The sequence below is a fragment of the Cronobacter sp. HA18003 genome (genome assembly GCF_011605905.1).
Lineage (GTDB): Bacteria > Pseudomonadota > Gammaproteobacteria > Enterobacterales > Enterobacteriaceae > Cronobacter > Cronobacter sakazakii.
Genome location: NZ_JAANQO010000011.1, coordinates 407387 through 424368, shown reverse-complemented (window position 1 = coordinate 424368; position 16982 = coordinate 407387). Strand labels below are relative to the sequence as shown.

General features: G+C 56.9%; 18 protein-coding genes. 6 read left to right on the top strand and 12 right to left on the bottom strand.

Annotated elements, in window-relative coordinates:
• The 4 genes from motB to flhD all read right to left on the bottom strand — a co-directional run bounded on the left by motB (position 1) and on the right by flhD (position 2884).
• A complete protein-coding gene (gene motB, locus G6041_RS03015; protein WP_007776016.1) occupies positions 1 to 933 on the bottom strand; it encodes a flagellar motor protein MotB in 933 nt (310 codons plus the stop codon).
• The gene (motA, locus tag G6041_RS03010) at positions 930 to 1817 is read right to left on the bottom strand and encodes a flagellar motor stator protein MotA (protein WP_004384888.1); all 888 of its coding nucleotides are present in this window, start codon (positions 1815 to 1817) and stop codon (positions 930 to 932) included. Before motA ends, motB begins: the two co-directional genes overlap by 4 nt.
• Before the next feature lie 131 nt (positions 1818 to 1948).
• Entirely contained in the window at positions 1949 to 2530 is a 582-nt protein-coding gene (gene flhC / locus G6041_RS03005) for a flagellar transcriptional regulator FlhC (RefSeq protein ID WP_004384887.1), read from the bottom strand.
• Positions 2531 to 2533: 3 nt separating this feature from the next.
• Positions 2534 to 2884 carry a flagellar transcriptional regulator FlhD gene (gene flhD / locus G6041_RS03000; protein WP_004384886.1) on the bottom strand — a complete coding sequence of 117 codons (351 nt, stop codon included), beginning with the start codon at positions 2882 to 2884 and terminating at the stop codon, positions 2534 to 2536.
• An 812-nt stretch (positions 2885 to 3696) separates the two neighbouring features.
• On the opposite strand from flhD, the gene uspC reads away from it, so the two are divergent.
• On the top strand, positions 3697 to 4119 hold the full coding sequence (gene uspC, locus G6041_RS02995; protein ID WP_007868796.1) for a universal stress protein UspC: 423 nt from the start codon (positions 3697 to 3699) through the stop codon (positions 4117 to 4119).
• Positions 4120 to 4162: 43 nt separating this feature from the next.
• On the opposite strand, the gene otsA is transcribed toward uspC, so the two are convergent.
• The 6 genes from otsA to G6041_RS02965 form a co-directional block, all read right to left on the bottom strand.
• A complete protein-coding gene (gene otsA / locus G6041_RS02990) occupies positions 4163 to 5587 on the bottom strand; it encodes an alpha,alpha-trehalose-phosphate synthase (protein WP_012124438.1) in 1425 nt (474 codons plus the stop codon).
• On the bottom strand, positions 5562 to 6362 hold the full coding sequence (gene otsB / locus G6041_RS02985) for a trehalose-phosphatase (protein WP_007850904.1): 801 nt from the start codon (positions 6360 to 6362) through the stop codon (positions 5562 to 5564). Before otsB ends, otsA begins: the two co-directional genes overlap by 26 nt.
• 176 nt (positions 6363 to 6538) lie before the next feature.
• Positions 6539 to 7522, bottom strand: a complete 984-nt coding sequence (araH, locus tag G6041_RS02980; protein WP_029039203.1) for an arabinose ABC transporter permease AraH — start codon at positions 7520 to 7522, stop codon at positions 6539 to 6541.
• 10 nt (positions 7523 to 7532) lie between these two features.
• Positions 7533 to 9047: an L-arabinose ABC transporter ATP-binding protein AraG gene (gene araG / locus G6041_RS02975; RefSeq protein WP_012124436.1), complete on the bottom strand. Its 1515-nt coding sequence runs from the start codon at positions 9045 to 9047 to the stop codon at positions 7533 to 7535.
• Between the two features lie 62 nt (positions 9048 to 9109).
• Positions 9110 to 10099 carry an arabinose ABC transporter substrate-binding protein AraF gene (gene araF, locus G6041_RS02970; RefSeq protein WP_004384880.1) on the bottom strand — a complete coding sequence of 330 codons (990 nt, stop codon included), beginning with the start codon at positions 10097 to 10099 and terminating at the stop codon, positions 9110 to 9112.
• 288 nt (positions 10100 to 10387) lie between these two features.
• Entirely contained in the window at positions 10388 to 10894 is a 507-nt protein-coding gene (locus tag G6041_RS02965) for a cupin (protein ID WP_041460469.1), read from the bottom strand.
• 468 nt (positions 10895 to 11362) lie between these two features.
• Here G6041_RS02965 and G6041_RS02960 point away from each other — a divergent pair, with 468 nt between their 5' ends.
• The 4 genes from G6041_RS02960 to G6041_RS02945 all read left to right on the top strand — a co-directional run bounded on the left by G6041_RS02960 (position 11363) and on the right by G6041_RS02945 (position 14989).
• Positions 11363 to 11863, top strand: a complete 501-nt coding sequence (locus G6041_RS02960; RefSeq protein ID WP_004384878.1) for a non-heme ferritin-like protein — start codon at positions 11363 to 11365, stop codon at positions 11861 to 11863.
• A 201-nt stretch (positions 11864 to 12064) separates the two neighbouring features.
• Complete coding sequence (locus G6041_RS02955) at positions 12065 to 13408, top strand: anaerobic C4-dicarboxylate transporter (protein ID WP_012124433.1); 1344 nt, start codon at positions 12065 to 12067, stop codon at positions 13406 to 13408.
• A gap of 98 nt (positions 13409 to 13506) precedes the next feature.
• Positions 13507 to 14349, top strand: coding sequence for an AraC family transcriptional regulator (locus G6041_RS02950; RefSeq protein WP_032988418.1), 843 nt, complete (start codon positions 13507 to 13509; stop codon positions 14347 to 14349).
• Between the two features lie 37 nt (positions 14350 to 14386).
• Positions 14387 to 14989 carry a LysE family translocator gene (locus G6041_RS02945; RefSeq protein ID WP_012124431.1) on the top strand — a complete coding sequence of 201 codons (603 nt, stop codon included), beginning with the start codon at positions 14387 to 14389 and terminating at the stop codon, positions 14987 to 14989.
• A 25-nt stretch (positions 14990 to 15014) separates the two neighbouring features.
• Here G6041_RS02945 and G6041_RS02940 read toward each other — a convergent pair whose 3' ends face one another.
• Both G6041_RS02940 and azuC read right to left on the bottom strand, forming a co-directional pair.
• Complete coding sequence (locus tag G6041_RS02940) at positions 15015 to 15263, bottom strand: DUF2766 family protein (protein WP_004387991.1); 249 nt, start codon at positions 15261 to 15263, stop codon at positions 15015 to 15017.
• A gap of 186 nt (positions 15264 to 15449) precedes the next feature.
• Positions 15450 to 15518, bottom strand: coding sequence for a stress response protein AzuC (azuC, locus tag G6041_RS02935; RefSeq protein WP_228370874.1), 69 nt, complete (start codon positions 15516 to 15518; stop codon positions 15450 to 15452).
• Positions 15519 to 15532: 14 nt separating this feature from the next.
• On the opposite strand from azuC, the gene G6041_RS02930 reads away from it, so the two are divergent.
• The gene (locus G6041_RS02930; RefSeq protein ID WP_012124429.1) at positions 15533 to 16954 is read left to right on the top strand and encodes an MFS transporter; all 1422 of its coding nucleotides are present in this window, start codon (positions 15533 to 15535) and stop codon (positions 16952 to 16954) included.
• The last annotated feature ends 28 nt before the right edge of the window (positions 16955 to 16982 follow it).

Sequence of the window (16982 nt, the reverse complement as noted above, 5' to 3'; positions counted from 1 at the left end):
TCACCTCGTAACCGGTTGGGACGGTGTTGGGTTTGAGGCCGGGGGGACGGCGCCCGGTTGTTGTAATACGCTCAGTGACTCATTTTCGCTTTCGGCGTTTTCATGCACGATGGCATCTTCCGACTGCTTGTTGAGTACCAGCAAACTTATGCGGCGGTTCAGAGCTTCATTCGCGCCTTTCTCCGCCAGGCGCATCGTGGCGGCCATGCCCACCACGCGCAGAACTTTGCCATCATCAAGCCCGCCGATAACCAGCTCGCGACGCGACGCGTTGGCGCGGTCTGCCGAGAGTTCCCAGTTGCTGTAGCCGCGTTCGCCGTTAGCGTACGGGAAGTCATCGGTGTGGCCTGACAGGCTCACTTTATTCGGTATCCCGTTCAGCACCGGCGCGATGGCGCGCAGAATGTCGCGCATATACGGCTCGACTTCGGCACTGCCGGTTTTAAACATCGGGCGATTCTGGCTGTCGATAATCTGAATACGCAGCCCTTCCTGCACGAGATCGATGCGCAGATGCGGGCGCAGCGCACGCAGTTTCGGGTCCGCTTCGATAAGCTGATCCAGATCGCCACGCAGTTTTTGCAGGCGGTTACGCTCCATGCGTTTTTTCAGCTCGTCGATATTCGGCTCTTGTTTTTTCACTTCGCCCTGCGACTGCGTGACATCATCTCCACCCCCCGGAATCGGGCTTTCGCTATCGGCGATGCGATGCCCGCCGGTGATGGCGGCTGACAGCGGCGTGCGGAAATATTCCGCAATCTGCGTCAGCTCCTTCGGGCTGGAGATGGAGATAAGCCACATCACCAGGAAGAAGGCCATCATGGCTGTCATAAAGTCGGCGTAAGCGATTTTCCACGAGCCGTGCGAACCGCCGCCGTGGCCTTTATGCTTGCGCTTTTTTACGATAACGACGGGGTGGTTGCTGTTTTTCATGCGTCTTCTGTCACCTGCTGCTGGTTAGGCGATTTCACCGCGCGAACGTGTTCATCCAGCTCAGTGAAGGACGGACGCTCGCTGGAGTAGAGCGTCTTACGACCAAACTCTACGGCGATAGGCGGCGCGTAACCGTTAAGGCTCGACAGCAGCGTCACTTTCACGCACTGCATCATTTTGGTGGTTTCGGCGCTCTTCTGGCGCAGCACGGTTGCAAGCGGCGACACGAAGCCGTAAGCCAGCAGGATGCCGAGGAATGTCCCTACCATCGCGTGCGCGATAAGCGCGCCGAGCTCTGCCGCCGGACGGTCAGCCGACGCCAGCGCGTGCACCACGCCCATCACCGCCGCCACGATCCCGAACGCCGGGAGCGAGTCGCCCATCAGCGCCAGGCTGTTGGCCGGGACTTCCGCCTCGCTTTCGTGCGTTTCGATCTCTTCGTCCATCAGCGCTTCAATCTCAAAGGTGTTCATGTTGCCGCTGATGATGAGACGCAGATAATCGGTGATGAACTCCAGCATGGTGTTGTCCGCCAGAATGCGCGGGTAGCTGGTGAAGATCTCGCTCTCTTTCGGGTTCTCAATATCACGCTCCAGCGAGAACATGCCCTGCTGGCGCGATTTGGTCATCAGGCGATACAGCAGCGCCATCAGATCCATGTACATACTTTTGGTGTATTTCGAACGGCGAAACAGCAGCGGCAGCGCCTTCAGCGTGCCTTTGATGGCTTTCCCGTTGTTACCGACGATAAACGCACCCACACCCGCCCCGCCGATAATGATTAATTCAGCAGGTTGATAGAGTGCACCAAGCTCTCCTCCGGTAATCATGTAACCACCGAAGACCGTTCCCAGAATGACCAGGTAACCTATTAAAATCAGCACGACATCATCCTTCCGCTGTTGGCTATGGCGAGGATGTTCAGGTGAGCAGAAAACGTTGCCGGTTTCAGTTAGGAAAAAAAAAGCAGCGGCCTTTTGGGCCGCTGCTGGAGTGGTTTTCCACACCTATCCGGTTAAACGGCCTGTTCGACCTGTTCATCCAGCAGTTGTGGAATAATATCGGCAGCATCTCGCGAAAGTTTACGTCTTTTTACGGCGCGAGACGGTGGCTGGCACAGGCTGCATGCGAAGCTGCCAACCGGCTGGTGTGCATGAGTAACAAAATTACCGCCGCAGCTGTTGCAGCGCGATAATTCAAGCATTCCGCTGTCCACGAAACGGACCAGCGTCCAGGCGCGGGTCAGCGCCAGCAGCGGGCCTTCTTCGTTTTCTTGCGGGCATTGCTCCAGGTACAGACGGTACGCTTTGATAACCGCGTCAACGCCTGAACACAACCCGGTGCGTAGCAGATACTGCCAGGCGTTACAGAACATCGATGCGTGGATGTTCTGCTCCCAGGTCATGAACCAGTCCGTGGAAAAGGGCAACATACCTTTTGGCGGCGGGCTGCCCCGCAGCTCTTTATAAAGTTTGATGAGTCTACCGCGGCTAAGTTGCGTTTCACTTTCCAGCATCTGTAAACGTGCGCCAAGGGTAATGAGTTCCATGGCGAGCTGGATATCACGGGCTTCCTGAACAATGCTCTTGTCGGTCATACGTTATGCCCTTTTCTTCCTGGCGACGTCTTCGGTGCCGCTGGCTTCGTTGAGCAGACGCGTAGAGAGCAGAATACCGGTGTGGATCTGTTGCAGATCGTCAACGCGTGATTCTTGTGTTAAACGCGTGATCGACTGATGATCCTGAAAACGGAACTGACAGACAAGCTGGTTCGTTTCAGCCAGTTTCACCATTTGCGGCAGAGTCAGGTCGCCCAGTGTGGACGCCATCTCTTCGCTAATTCCCAGGCGAAACATCGCAGACGCTTTATCCTGACTGATCAGACGCTGTGCAAGTAACAGATATGACAGGTTGATGTCGTAGATATGTTTCAGCAACTCGGATGTATGCATTTTTCCCATCCAATAACAAACTATTATTTTAACGCGGCGAAGCCGCACCCCGTGATGTCGCCGGGCAAATCCCGGTAAAAAAATAAATCGTTACGGCCAAAATGCATCGGTGAAACCAGACTTGTCGGTGAACAGTGTTCCCGTCAAATTCGATTGTCCCTGGCAGGCTCCGTGCACGCCTTTCATCATTTCCTTACACTTGCTTAAGATTTTTCCTAAATCGAGCAAATCGTACTCGGCGGACACCGTTCACACAACGTGCTTGTGAAAAGATTTTGGAAAAAGTGTGACGAGTATCACATATTTTCGGAAAAAGTCACTAAAAAACCATCAGGATTGCTTTTCTTTTGTATAAAAATTAACCAAACAGACGCCTGGCAATGCGTAAAATTCCGAATATTCATTCACCCTTAACTACGGTGTAGCAGTCGGCCATACTTTACATTTGCAACTATTTAACATCACGTGATCACGGGTGGTCACTATAAAAGAAACAGTACTATCCGGGGAGTACTTAAATCAACTTACCGATTTAAAACAGTGAGTTACGTCAAATAATAAGAAGCATGCTAATGATGCATTTTTGAACGAAAAGGGGATAAAGCGGTGTCAGGATGCATCCTGCGCTTATGTTACAAGATGTTACAGAACGGAAATAATGGTTAAATTATTCCTTTGATAAGAATAGCTAATGTATTCAAAAGCCGTGTTTCACCGTTATTAAAGCGGCTTCACATTCTTTCGGGGCGTGTACGTCGTACTATTTCATTATGGCTGCTTCCTGCAGTTCTCTCTGGCGAAAGGACATCACTATGAGCTATTCCCATGTACTCGTTGCCGTGGCGGTGACACCAGAAAGCTACCGGCTTATCACCCGCGCGGTCTCTATCGTTAAACCCGTTAACGGCAAAATCTCTCTTATTACTATCGCCACGGATCCGGAACTCTTTAATCAAATGTCAGCGCCAATGCTCGAAAATTTGCGCGACATCATGTTTGAAGAGACGAAAACGTTTCTGGAAGACCTGAAAAGCAAGGCCGGATATCCGATTAATAAAACCATAATCGCTACCGGAGAGCCTGGAGAATATATTCGCGATATATGTGAAAAAGATGACATCGATCTCGTGATCTGCGGCAATCACAATCACAACCTGTTCAGTAAAGCGGTCTGTTTGTCGAAAAAAATTGTCGCCACCAGCAAAACCGATCTTCTGCTGGTGGCGCTTGATTAGGATGACATTCCCGGGCGGGTGCCCGGGAAGCGCAGACGGCGTATCACGCCAGTTTCGGGAAGGTCGCCACCTTGTTTTGCAGCTCGCGTTCAGGGCTGCGTGGCGTTACCTGCTTTAGATCTTTAATAAAGGCCTCCTGCCAGTGATTGATGTCGTTTTTACGGACAATCTCCAGCATCTCGCTGTGGCGCGCGATACGCTCCGCGAGCGGCATTTTCAGCGCCCGGTCAAGGGCAGCCGCCACATCGTCGCGATCGTAAGGGTTAACCAGCAGCGCGGCGGTCAGTTCATTGGCAGCGCCCGCAAACTGTGAAAGCACCAGCACGCCCGGGTTTTTCGGGTCCTGCGCGGCGACATACTCTTTCGCCACCAGGTTCATCCCGTCACGCAGCGGCGTCACCAGGCCCACGTCAGAGTAGCGGAAGACCTTCATCAGCAGCTTACGGTCGAAGTGCTGGTTGAGGTAATAGAGCGGCGTCCAGCCGAGCTGGCCATATTTCCCGTTAATACGCCCTGCCTCCGTTTCCAGCTGATGACGTATATCCTGATAAGCCTGGACATCGCCACGCGACGTCGGCGCTATCTGGGTATAACGAATTTTGCCGTGGTGCTCCGGGTATTTCTCCAGCAGCGTCTCGAACGCCTGGAAACGCTCCGGCAGCCCTTTCGAGTAGTCGAGGCGCTCCACAGAGAAGATATTCTTCACGCTGGCAAGCTCAGCCTTAAGCTGCGCCAGTTTCGGCGGCAGCGGGCCTGCGGAGGCCTGCGCAATCTCTTCAGGCTCAATACCAATCGGATAGACTTCCGTACGGAAGGTTTTACCGTACGCGGTATACTCCCCGTCGCTGCTGGTAGAAAGATGCGTCTGCATCGCCAGGCAGTCCAGGAACGCGGTGCGGTCGTTTTCCGTCTGGAAGCCCAGCAGATCGTAATCGCATAGCTGCTCCAGAAGTTCAGTGTTGGTGGGCAGCGCGTTAAAGATTTCCGGCGTCGGGAACGGAATATGCAGGAAGAAACCGATGCGGTTATTCACGCCGCGCTTACGCAGTTCGCTTGCGAACGGCAGCAGGTGGTAATCGTGGATCCACAGATTATCGTCTGGCTCAATCAGCGGTTTGAGTTTATCCGCCAGCAGGCTGTTAACGCGCAGATAGCCTTCCCACGCTTCGCGCTGGAAGTTCACCAGATCCAGACGGTAGTGGAACGCGGGCCACAGTACGCCGTTGGAGAACTGGTTGTAATACTGGTCGTGATCCTGCTCGCTTAAGTTGAATGACGCCCAGGTGATATTGTCACGAGTGACTTTTTTAAGCGGGGCATCCTCATTGCCGATTTCACCGCTCCAGCCAAACCACAGGCCGCCTGCTGCTTTCAGCGCTCCCAGTATCCCTACCGCGAGGCCCCCGGCGCTGCTTTTTTTATCATCCGGCGGGGCGATACGATTAGATACTACGACTAAGCGACTCATAGCCTTCTCTCCTTTTATTTGACGTTTTTTTTTCTTGTTCTTGAACTAGTTGCTCCAGCCACGCGTGGACGGCCGGGACATCGGCGAGTTGCCACTTCGCCTGGGTATCCCCCTGCCCGACCTTGACGCTAATGCCATTGAGCTGGTTTACAGCGTAAAATCCGGCTTCGTCGGTGAGATCGTCACCCACAAAAACCGGTACGCGGCCTGCGAACGGCGCTTCTTTCATGAATGCCTCGATAGCCGCGCCTTTATTAATGCCCAGCGGTTTTAACTCCACTACGCATTTGCCCGGTTGCAGCCCCAGCTGCTTATGCTCGCTGGCGATGCCTTCCGCCAGCGCCAAAATCTGGTCTTCATACTCCGGCGCGCCGCGATAGTGCAGCGCGAACGCCATGCCTTTCGCCTCAAGCTCTGTGCCAGGCATCTGCGCAAGCGCCGCTTCCAGTTGCTGATGCAGATGTGCGACCAGCGATTCCGGCAGCGACACGACATGGTTCTGACCACGGATATCACGACGCTCGGCCCCGTGGACCCCGGCCAGCGGAAAGCGATGCGGCGCGGCAAGCTGGTCCAGCTCCGTCATGGAACGTCCTGAAATCAATGCCAGAGCTCCGTCATTCATGTCGGCGAGTTTTTGCAGCAGGCGACGAACATCGGAGGGAATGAACACTTGATCGGGGTGCGGCTTGATGTCGGCAAGCGTGCCGTCAAGGTCGAAAAAAAAGGCCAGATTTTCGCGGGTTACGGGCGGTACAGCTAACACTTCGGCCACCAGTGTTTCCTCCTTCCTTACGGGTTAAACAGCTAACCCTGAGGTTATCTGATAGTTTTAATGACCGTGTAAGTATAGACAGTGTGACGAGTGTCGCCATTCGGCAACGCCTTCCGCCTGTCTGAAAAAACAGGCCGGAAGGCGTTTTTAGAGGGAATTACGCGGGAGAAAATGCGTTACGCAACGCGTTTCGCTTTCTGTTTGTAACGGTCGAAAATCACCGCCGCAAGCAGGATCAGGCCACGCACCACGTACTGTGCGAACGGGGAGATATTCAATAAATTCATCGCGTTTTCAACGGTGCCGAGGATAAGGATACCCGCCACCACATACGAGATTTTTCCTATGCCGCCTTTCAGAGAAACGCCACCCAGCACGCACGCGGAAATCACGATCAGCTCATAACCGATGGAGGTCATCGGCTGGCCGCTGGTCATGCGCGAGGCGAGGATGATACCCGCTGCGGCGGAGACCAGGCCTGAGAGCACAAAGATAATAATCTTGGTGCGCACCACCGGCACCCCCGCCAGACGCGCGGCCTCCTCGTTACCGCCAATCGCCAGTGTGTTACGCCCGAAGGTGGTTTTATTGAGCAGGAAGCCGAACACGATAAGACAGGCGACCGTCAGCCAGATAGGTGCCGGCAGGCCGAGCCAGTTGGCGTAGCCGAGGGTGAAAAAGCTTTCGTCTTCGATGCCCACCGCTTTACCGTCGGAGATGATATACGCGAGGCCGCGCACAATCTGCATGGTGGCAAGCGTGGTGATCAGCGCGTTAATTTTAAGCTTCGCGATAACAAAGCCGTTGACCAGCCCGCTGACAATGCCGAGCAGCAGGCCCGCCGCGACGCCGAGCCACAGGCTTTCGGTCATGTTAATGACCACCGCCGTGGTAACGCCCGCACAGGCGATGACAGACGCCACCGAGAGGTCGAAATCCCCTGAGGCAAGGCAGAACAACATGCCGCAGGCCACCATCCCGGACATCGAGATAGCCAGCCCAAGGCCTTTCATATTGATAAAGGTGGCGAAGTTCGGCACGAAGATAGCGCAGGCGAGGAACAGCACGGCGAAGACCACCAGCATGCCGTACTGATCCCAGATGCGACCCACGGAGAATGAGGACTTCGGCGCACCGGATGTGGTTAGTGATGACATAATTTCTCCTTACTTAAGCGACAGCCTGGCTGGTTTTGGGCATAGCGAGGCTGAGCGCCGTTGATTCGCTGGCCTCCTCGTGCAGTAATTCACCGGCGATTTCGCCTTCACGCATGACAACAATGCGGTCGGCCACGCCGAGGACTTCCGGCAGATCGCTGGAGGCGAAAAGCACCGCCACCCCCTGCGCCGCCAGCGCGTAAATCACGTTGTAGATTTCATGTTTCGCCCCAACGTCAATCCCGCGGGTCGGCTCATCGAGCAGAATCACTTTCATCTTTTCCGACAGCCAGCGGCCGAGAATCGCCTTCTGCTGGTTGCCGCCGGAGAGATTCATAATCAGCTGTTCCGCGCCGGGGGTTTTGATATTCAGCGAGCGAATATGATGGCGGGCGTTCTCCTGCTCCCAGCCGTTATTGATAAGACAGCCCGCGCTGATGTGCTTGCGCCGCGCGCTGATGTTGATGTTGTCCTGCACGGAATGTACCGGAATGATGCCGTCGGCTTTGCGGTCTTCCGGGCAGAGCATCATGCCCGCGCGGATGGCGTCGCCCGGCGCGCGGATAGCGACCGGCTCGCCGTCAATCAGCACCTGGCCGCTGGTAATGCGCGTGCCGCCGAACAGGCCTTTCATTAATTCGCTGCGCCCGGCGCCCACCAGCCCAAACAGGCCGACGATTTCGCCGCTCTTCACGCTCAGGCTCACCGGCGCGCGCACGCCCGGCGCTTTTACGGCGTCGAGACGCAGCCGCTCCGGGCCATAGCTGCGCGGCTGCCAGCCGTAGATATCGCCCAGATCGCGCCCGACCATCGCCTGCACCAGGCTGTCGTGGTTCACCTGCTGCATATCGCTGAAGGTGCGCACGTAGCGGCCATCTTTAAACACCGTGATGGCGTCGCTTAACGCGAAGATCTCTTCCATACGGTGCGAGACATAGAGAATGACGCGCCCTTCTTTGCGCAGCTCGCGGATAACGCGGAACAGGTGTTCAATCTCACGCGCTGAGAGCGAGCTGGTCGGCTCGTCAAAGGCGATGATTTTGGCGTTGCGCGCCAGCGCTTTGGCGATTTCCACCATCTGCCACTGGCCGATGGAGAGATATTTCAGCGGGGTCTGCGGGTCGATATCCAGCCCCAGATGCTCCAGTTGCAGCTTCGCCTCATAGTTGAGCAGCGAGCGGTTGACTATCCCGGCCTTGTGGGGGATCTGGCCCAGATAGATGTTTTCCGCCACGCTCATCTCCGGCACCAGATGCAGCTCCTGGTAGATGATGGCGACGCCCGCGTTGAGCGCCGCCGTGGTGTCGTTAAAGGTGACGTCTTCGCCTTTAATGGCGATTGTGCCGGTGGTCGGCGCGTAGTTGCCGCTGAGAATTTTTAAAAGCGTCGATTTACCGGCGCCGTTTTCGCCCATCAGCGCATGAACCTGGCCTGCGTGGCAGTCAAAGCTGATATCCGAAAGCGCCTTCACACCGGGAAAGGTTTTCCCGATGCCGCGAAACGAAAGATAAGGTGACGATGTCTGCATGTTACCTCCGGGCCACTCAAAAAGCGGGCGCGCAGGCGCGCCCGAACCGCGATAAATCGCCCTTACTTGCCGCCAAGACCTTTCTTCGCCAGCTCTTCTTTGAAGTTGTCGCGGGTGATCAGCACCACGTCGGTCACTTCGGTGAATTTCGGCGGCTCTGCCCCTTTGGTCACCCAGTTGTAGAGCATTTCGCTGGATTTATAGCCGTGTACGTCCGGGCTTGGCAGCAGCGAACCGTAGAAGCCGGTGGCCTGCGCTTTGGAAAGCTCGCTCACCGCATCCACGCCGTTGATGCCGATGCCGATAACGTCAGCCGCTTTAAAGCCCTGCCCTTCGGTGGCGCGCACGCCGCCCAGCACGGTGTTGTCGTTCATGCCGACCACCAGCCAGTGTTTCACTTCCGGATGCTGAACCAGCATGGAGTTGGCGGCGTCAAACGCGCCGGGGATATCGTTGGATTTGGTCGGGACTTTATAGATCTGTTTTTCCGGGAAGCCTGCGGCTTTCAGCGCGTCCATGGAGCCGGTGGTGCGGCGGCGCGCGGTGTCGAGCTCGTCAGCGGTAATCGCCATCACAGCCGTTTCTTTTACATCCCAGCCGCGTTTTTGCATCTCTTTATAGAGTTCCTGGCCCTGGCGCTCGCCGATTTTGGTCGCGGCCATCATCACCAGCGGCACGGTTTCCATCGGTTTGCCTTTAGCGGTCACGAACTGGTCATCCACGGCGATGACTTTCATGTCGTAGCCACGCGCTTTCGCGACAATCGCCGAGCCAAGTTTCGGGTCTGGCGTACAGATGACAAAACCCTTCGCCCCGCTCGCCGCCAGGCTGTCGATGGCGTTCAGGGTTTTCTCGCCATCCGGCACCGCAATTTTGATGACTTCAAAACCCAGGTCTTTGCCCGCTTTGTCGGCGAATTTCCATTCGGTCTGAAACCACGGCTCTTCAGGCTGTTTCACCAGAAAACCGAGCTTCATGGTTTCTGCGATAGCGGATTGTGACATAACGGCGGCGAGCCCGATGGCTGCCAGCGCTTTAGTAAATTTGTGCATGGTTATCTCCAGCTTTAGCTTTCTTTTATGCAGGGTAAAAACCTGAAAGGTTCTTTTAATCGGACAGAAAACAACGTATTAGCCGTCCCCTCCCGGAAGCGGCGAACGCTGGAGATAGTTTTAGCGGGAAATTAATTCTCCATAGGAGAGCGAAATCACATCATGGAATTACAGTGATTGCGTACATAAATACAGCAATATCGGGCATAAATCTGGCCAGATATGTATGATGATTAAACGAGGGTTTAGCAGATATATCCATAAGCCCAGCCAGAGAATCCCTGACCGTTACCAGAGGGTGACAAGACCGCCTTCTGTGCCATAGAGCGGATCGCGCCCGGGCGTTGCCACTTGCGCCACATTTTTACGCGTTTGCGCCAGTTGCGCGGGTTCATCCAGAAATTTATCGGGCGACAGCCCTTCCGGGTACGCGCCCACCGCCATGAAATTGGCGCTGGCGTCGATTTGCTTATGCCCGACACCTGCCGGGATCAGCACCGCGTCGCCCATGCGAAGCGTGACAACGGGCCCGTCTTCACCGCCTAACTGGATCTGCGCCTCGCCCGCATAGATACCGAGCACTTCGTGCGTGTTGGTATGAAAGTGGGTGTAAGTGAAAACCGGGTAGCGCCAGCGTGCCGGCCACTGATGCTGCCCGAAGCGCTGTTCAAACCAGACCGCCGCGTCGTCAGCGTCTTCGGGCAACACATGGCGATAAAGCAGCACTGGCAGCACGTTATTCGGCACGCCGCCGCAAGGCTCACGCAGATACAGCGTTTCACAGGCGTTAGTCATACTCTCCTCCTTGTCGCGAACAAAGGTTAAGTATAGCCCGCCGCGCCATGCCGCTTTACCACGGGTAACAGAGGTGATCGGCGTGTTCGCGCGCGGCGGGTTCATCGTAATGTTTAGCCACCATAATATATCGACAGGCACAATGCGCCTCCCTCACCCCCTGTCGTCAGCAACAACGCGCTTTTTCATTGCTTTTTGCTTAAACGAGAATAAAACGTATCCGCTGCGTCAGGCGTACCGACAACGAAGGTCGCCCCGGAAGCATTCCAGCGCTGCGTCACGTTTTAAGAAAGAATCGGTTGGACTGGCAAATAGCCACAGTTATACCAGGCTTAATACATCAGGGAGCGATGATGCTTACGTTTTATAACGGCTGACACGTGGCCACCCGCCAGGACCTGACGGGCAAGCGTACACGCGTCGCGGTCAACGACCGTTTCCCTTAACCCTGTCAATAAGGATATTTATATGGCTCCCCTCGGCGTGGTGCAGAAACTCAATGCACAAATGAATCAGGAATTTTACGCATCCAACCTGTGCCTCTATTACAGCGACTGGTGCGCGCAGCAGAGCCTGAACGGCAGCGCGACGGTACTGCGCCAACAGGCGCAGCACAACGTAACCCAGATGATGCGATTGTTCGATTACCTTAAACAGACCGGCGCGAACCCGGTGGTCGGCGCGCTGAAATCGGTGAAACCCGACTGCTCAAGCCTGGAAGCGATTTTCCACCAGATGCAGGATGAGCTTGGCGGACGCCATGCGGCGCTGGCGCGTCTGATGAGCGAAGCGCAGGCGGCGCGTGATGACGCGATGCTCGCCATGCTTGGCGAGTTTGAACAGGAGCTGCGCCAGGACGAAGCGCTGCTCGCGACCATTCTTAACGAACTCACTCAGGCGCGTCAGGCTGGCTTGTGTGCCGAAGAAGCGGACCAGCGTCTGCTTGTCATGATGGAACAGACCCCCTGATTTTTATCCCCCGCGCCCTCACCTGAGGGCGCTAATGTTTTCCTTCGTTTTTCCTTCCCTTTCTTTTCGCTCAACGTTATCGATACGTTAACAATGTATTGTTTTTGTTAGGTTTTTATAAATACGATCTGGCTCCCGTTGATTAACCCTGCATTCTGTAATGCTTCTGCGATTCAACGCATGTTACGTGGCAGGAGCCTTATGATTACTCTCGAATTTATCGTCATTATTTTGTGTTTGCTGGCAGGCACCCGCTTCGGCGGGATGGGGCTTGGCCTCATCAGCGGCATCGGACTGTTTCTCTTAACCTTTATCTTTGGGCTGGAACCGGGCAAGCCGCCGGTGGACGTGATGCTGACCATCCTTGCGGTGATAGGCTGCGCCGCCACGCTGCAAACCGCGGGCGGCCTGAACGTGATGATGCAGTTCGCAGAACGCCTGCTGCGCCGTCACCCACAGCACATCACGCTGCTGGCACCGCTCACCACCTGGACGCTGACGTTCCTGTGCGGCACCGGGCATGTGGTTTACACCATGTTCCCGATTATTGCCGACATCGCGCTGAAGAAAGACATACGCCCGGAACGCCCGATGGCCGTGGCGTCCGTCGCCTCGCAGATGGCGATCACCGCCTCGCCGGTGTCGGTCGCCGTGGTATCTCTGGTGTCGATTCTTGGCGCGCAGCACGGCGTCGGCGAGGCGTGGAGTATTCTGGAGATCCTCGCCGTTTCCGTCCCGGCGTCGCTCTTCGGCGTGCTGGTCGCCGCGCTCTGGAGCCTGCGGCGCGGTAAAGATTTAAAAGACGACGAGGCGTTCCAGGCGCGGCTGCGCGATCCGAAACAGCGCGACTACATCTATGGCGGCAGCGAAACGCTGATGAATCAGCGCTTTGATAAACACGCCTGGTGGTCAACCTGGATTTTCTTCGCCGCCATTGCGCTGGTGGTGCTGCTCGGCGCACTGCCCGCGCTGCGTCCGGCATTTGAGGTGAAAGGCAACATCGCCCCGCTCTCCATGAATCTGGTTATCCAGATGATGATGCTGATTGCAGGCGCGGTGATGCTCGTCGTCTGCAAAGTGAACGCGGCGTCCATTTCCAGCGGTGCGGTGTTTAAAGCCGGGATGGTGGCGATTTTCTCGGTGTTTGGCGTGGCGTGGATGAGCGACACCTTTTTCCAGGCGCATTTAAACGAGCTGAAACTGGCGCTGGAAGGCGTGGTGAAAAGCCACCCCTGGACCTACGCGATCGTGCTGTTTCTGGTTTCTAAACTGGTGAACAGCCAGGCGGCGGCGCTGACCGCCGTCGCGCCAATGGGGCTGATGCTGGGCGTCGAGCCGAAAATGCTGGTGGCGTTTTTCCCGGCCTCTTATGGCTATTTCGTGCTGCCGACCTACCCAAGCGATCTCGCCTGCATCGGTTTTGACCGCTCAGGCACCACGCGCATCGGCAAATTCATTTTAAACCACAGCTTTATCCTGCCGGGGCTGATTGGCGTCAGCTGCGCCTGCGCTGCCAGCTATCTGCTGGTGCAACTCTTCTTCTGATGCGTCTCAAACAGGGCGGTCTGCGGGCCGCCTGCACAAATCTTCCAGACTTTTGTTAAAGACTCGTTATGCTAGAGTTTCCTTTCACAGGAGACGCTATGGCTAAAGACTGGATTGAATTACGTCAGCACGCTGACACCGGCATCGAAACCATCCGCGCCCATTTTGAAGGCCACGCTTACGATCCGCACTGGCACGACAGCTATCTGGTGGGCATGACGCTCGCCGGTACCCAGCAGTTTCACTGTCGCCGTGAGCGTCACCAGAGCACGCCGGGTGCGGCGTTTCTGCTGGAGCCCGGCGAAACCCATGACGGCGACGCGCCGCTGGCGGGCGGCTTTACCTATCTCACGTTTTATCTCGATGAACGCTGGCTGCGGGAAACGCTCGGCGGGCTGTACGCCACCGTGCCGGACAGCTACGAGCTACACTTCGCCCGCACCATCGCCCGTGAGCCCGCGCTGGTACAGGCGATTGCCTCGACATTCACCGCGCTGCATCACGATGAAATGCGCATTGTGCAGCAGGGCGTGATGGATAACCTGTTAAGCCAGCTCACGCACCAGTGCCAGTGGCGCAAACGGCTGCCAGGTGAAATTCGCGACGCGCAGATGGCGCAGCGCGCCCGTGATTATCTGTATGCGCATCTCGGTGAGAATATCGGGCTGGCGGAACTGGCACAGGCGCTCGGCACCGACCGCTTTACGCTGTCGCGCACGTTCAAGCACGCCTTTGGTATGGCGCCCCACGCCTGGCTGGTGCAACTGCGCCTCGCCCGCGCCAGAGCGATGCTTGCGCGCGGCATGACGCCTGTGGACGTGGCGGCGGCGCTCGGTTTCGCCGATCAAAGCCATCTGGGGCGCTGGTTCCAGCGCGCCTATCGGCTATCGCCCGCCCACTACCGCAAACTCTGCACGAATCTTCCAGACGCCAGCGCCTGAGTCACGCAGGATAAAGGCTCAGACAACGGGAGATGCTATGAGCCTGCTTACACAACAACTGCCCTTTTTATTCTTCGCTTTTGTGGCCTCGATTACGCCGGGGCCGACCAACATTTTGATTCTCTCCAACAGCCAGCGTTACGGCACCCGCGCGACGCTGCCCGCGGTTGTCGGCGCGTGCCTGGCCTCCAGCGCTATTGTGCTGATGTGCGGCGTCGGGCCGGGTGAAGCGCTGCGCCACGCCCCCTGGCTTGCGCGTCTGATGGCGCTCGCTGGCGCGCTGTGGCTGACGTGGATGAGCTGGCAGCTGTTCCGTTCACCCGCGGTCTCGCTCTCGGGCGAGGCGAGCAAACCGTTTGGCGCTGGCGCGGCGGCGGCATTACAGCTGATTAACCCGAAAACCTGGATGATGGCGATGGCGGTGGTGACGGTCTTCGCGCCGCACAGCGGCCGCGCGCTCACCATACTTTCGTTTCAGGCGCTGGGCTTTCTTGTGATTTCGCTGCTGTGCCTCGCCGCCTGGGCCTGGCTTGGCAGCGGTGTGCAGCGGGTATTTCGCAGCGACAAAGCGCTGGTGCGCTTTCAGCGGCTGATGGCGCTGTGGCTGTTCGCCTGCGCCTGGATGGGATTTTTTAACTGAAAACGGCCCCGCGGGGCCGTTTTGCTTAGTGCGCTTCGTTCTGCGGGGTGAAGCGCAGCTCAATTAGCGCCACCGCTTTCTGAATGGCGCGCAGCGTCACCGGATCGGCGGAGGGATGGCCGGAGAAATCGATGCTTTTCAGCTGGCTCGCCATTTTGTCGCGCACTTCTACCGGCGCGATGACGTCGATAACGTCCAGGATCTGTTTAATCACCAACTGGCAGGCGACGACGTCGGAAACCAGTTCATCTTCGGCAGTGAGGGATTGGGACATTGCATTCTCCTTAGCGTCAAGGCGCACATAGTAGCGGCAAAGCCCGGCAATTGCGAACCTGGTACACTGGAGGGTTTAAAATGAACCATCATTTCATAAATCAGCACTAAGGGTTTCAGAACGAGGCAATGGCGGGTATAACAAGAAATGCGGACATAAAAAAACCTGCCAGCGGCAGGTTTTTTATCAGAACATCCCGGCTGGCGGAACGTCTTTGAAGGTTTTGCAGTAATTTTCAAACATGCTTTTAAGGATTTTAGGGAGCGGGTATGGGGCAGAACATGGCGAAAGCCAGCGCAGGCGGCGTCTCTCCCGCCGCGCTGCTGGTGGCGGGCGCGTTCTTTATGGAGTTCCTCGACGGTACGGTGATAGCGACTGCCCTGCCGACGATGGCGCACACCTTCGGTGTCGAAGCGGTCGCGCTGAATATTGGCATCAGCGCTTATCTGCTGACGCTCGCGGTCTTGATCCCGGCAAGTGGCTGGATTGCCGACCGTTTCGGCGCGCGTAAGGTGTTTACGCTGGCGCTGGGGATTTTTACCGGCGCGTCGGTGCTGTGCGGGCTCGCTAACTCGCTTGAAATGTTTGTGCTGATGCGCGTATTGCAGGGCGCGGGCGGCGCGCTGATGGTGCCGGTCGGCCGTCTCGCGGTGCTGCGCGTCACGCCCAAACACCAGTTGATTACGGCTATCGCCACGCTGACCTGGCCCGCGCTGGTGGCGCCCATTATCGGGCCGCCGCTTGGCGGGTTTATCACCAGTTATGCAAACTGGCGCTGGATTTTCTTTATTAATTTGCCCGCCGGGCTTGTCGCGATGGCGCTCGCCTGGCGTCTTATTCCTGATAATCACGATGACGTTCGCCGCCCGTTTGATACGCCCGGTTTTCTCGCCACCGCGCTGGCGATGGTGGCGCTGGTGTGCGCGATGGAGATGCTGGCCGCGCGCGAATCAAACGGCCTGCTTGCAGGCGCGCTGCTGCTGGCGGGGTGCGGGGCGCTGGTCTTCGCGCTGCGCCATTTTCGCCGCGCGCCGTTCCCGATGATCCGCCTTGATGCGATGGCCGTGCCGACCTTTCGCGTCACGATGTATGGCGGTTCGCTGTTTCGTGCGTCGATCAGCGCCGTGCCGTTTCTGTTGCCGCTGCTGTTTCAGGTGGGCTTCGGCATGGACGCGTTTCACTCCGGGCTGCTGGTGCTGGCGGTTTTCGCGGGTAACCTGACGATAAAACCTGCCACAACACCGCTTATCCGCTGGCTCGGGTTTAAAAAACTGCTGCTGATTAACGGCCTGCTGAACGTGCTGGCGCTGCTCGCCTGCGCGCTGCTGACGCCGCAGACCCCGGTGTGGCTGATTCTGCTGATTCTTTTTCTGGGCGGCGTGTTTCGCTCCATTCAGTTTACCGGCATCAGCACGCTGGCGTTTGCGGATGTACCTTCGGGCGAAATGAGTTACGCCAATACGCTGTTCAGCACCGCCACGCAGCTCGCCGTGGGGCTTGGCGTGACGCTGGGCGCTATCGGCATCCGGCTGGGCGAGGTGATAAACGCCTCTTTTTTAAGCGCCGATATTCCGGGCGCGAGCTTTCGGCTGGCGTTTGTGGTGATTGCCCTGATAAGCCTGGCAGGGATGTTTGATACGCTGCGCCTCGCCGCGCACGCGGGCCATAGCGTTTCCGGCAAAAAGGCATAAAAAAGCCAGCCCGCGGGCTGGCTGTTTC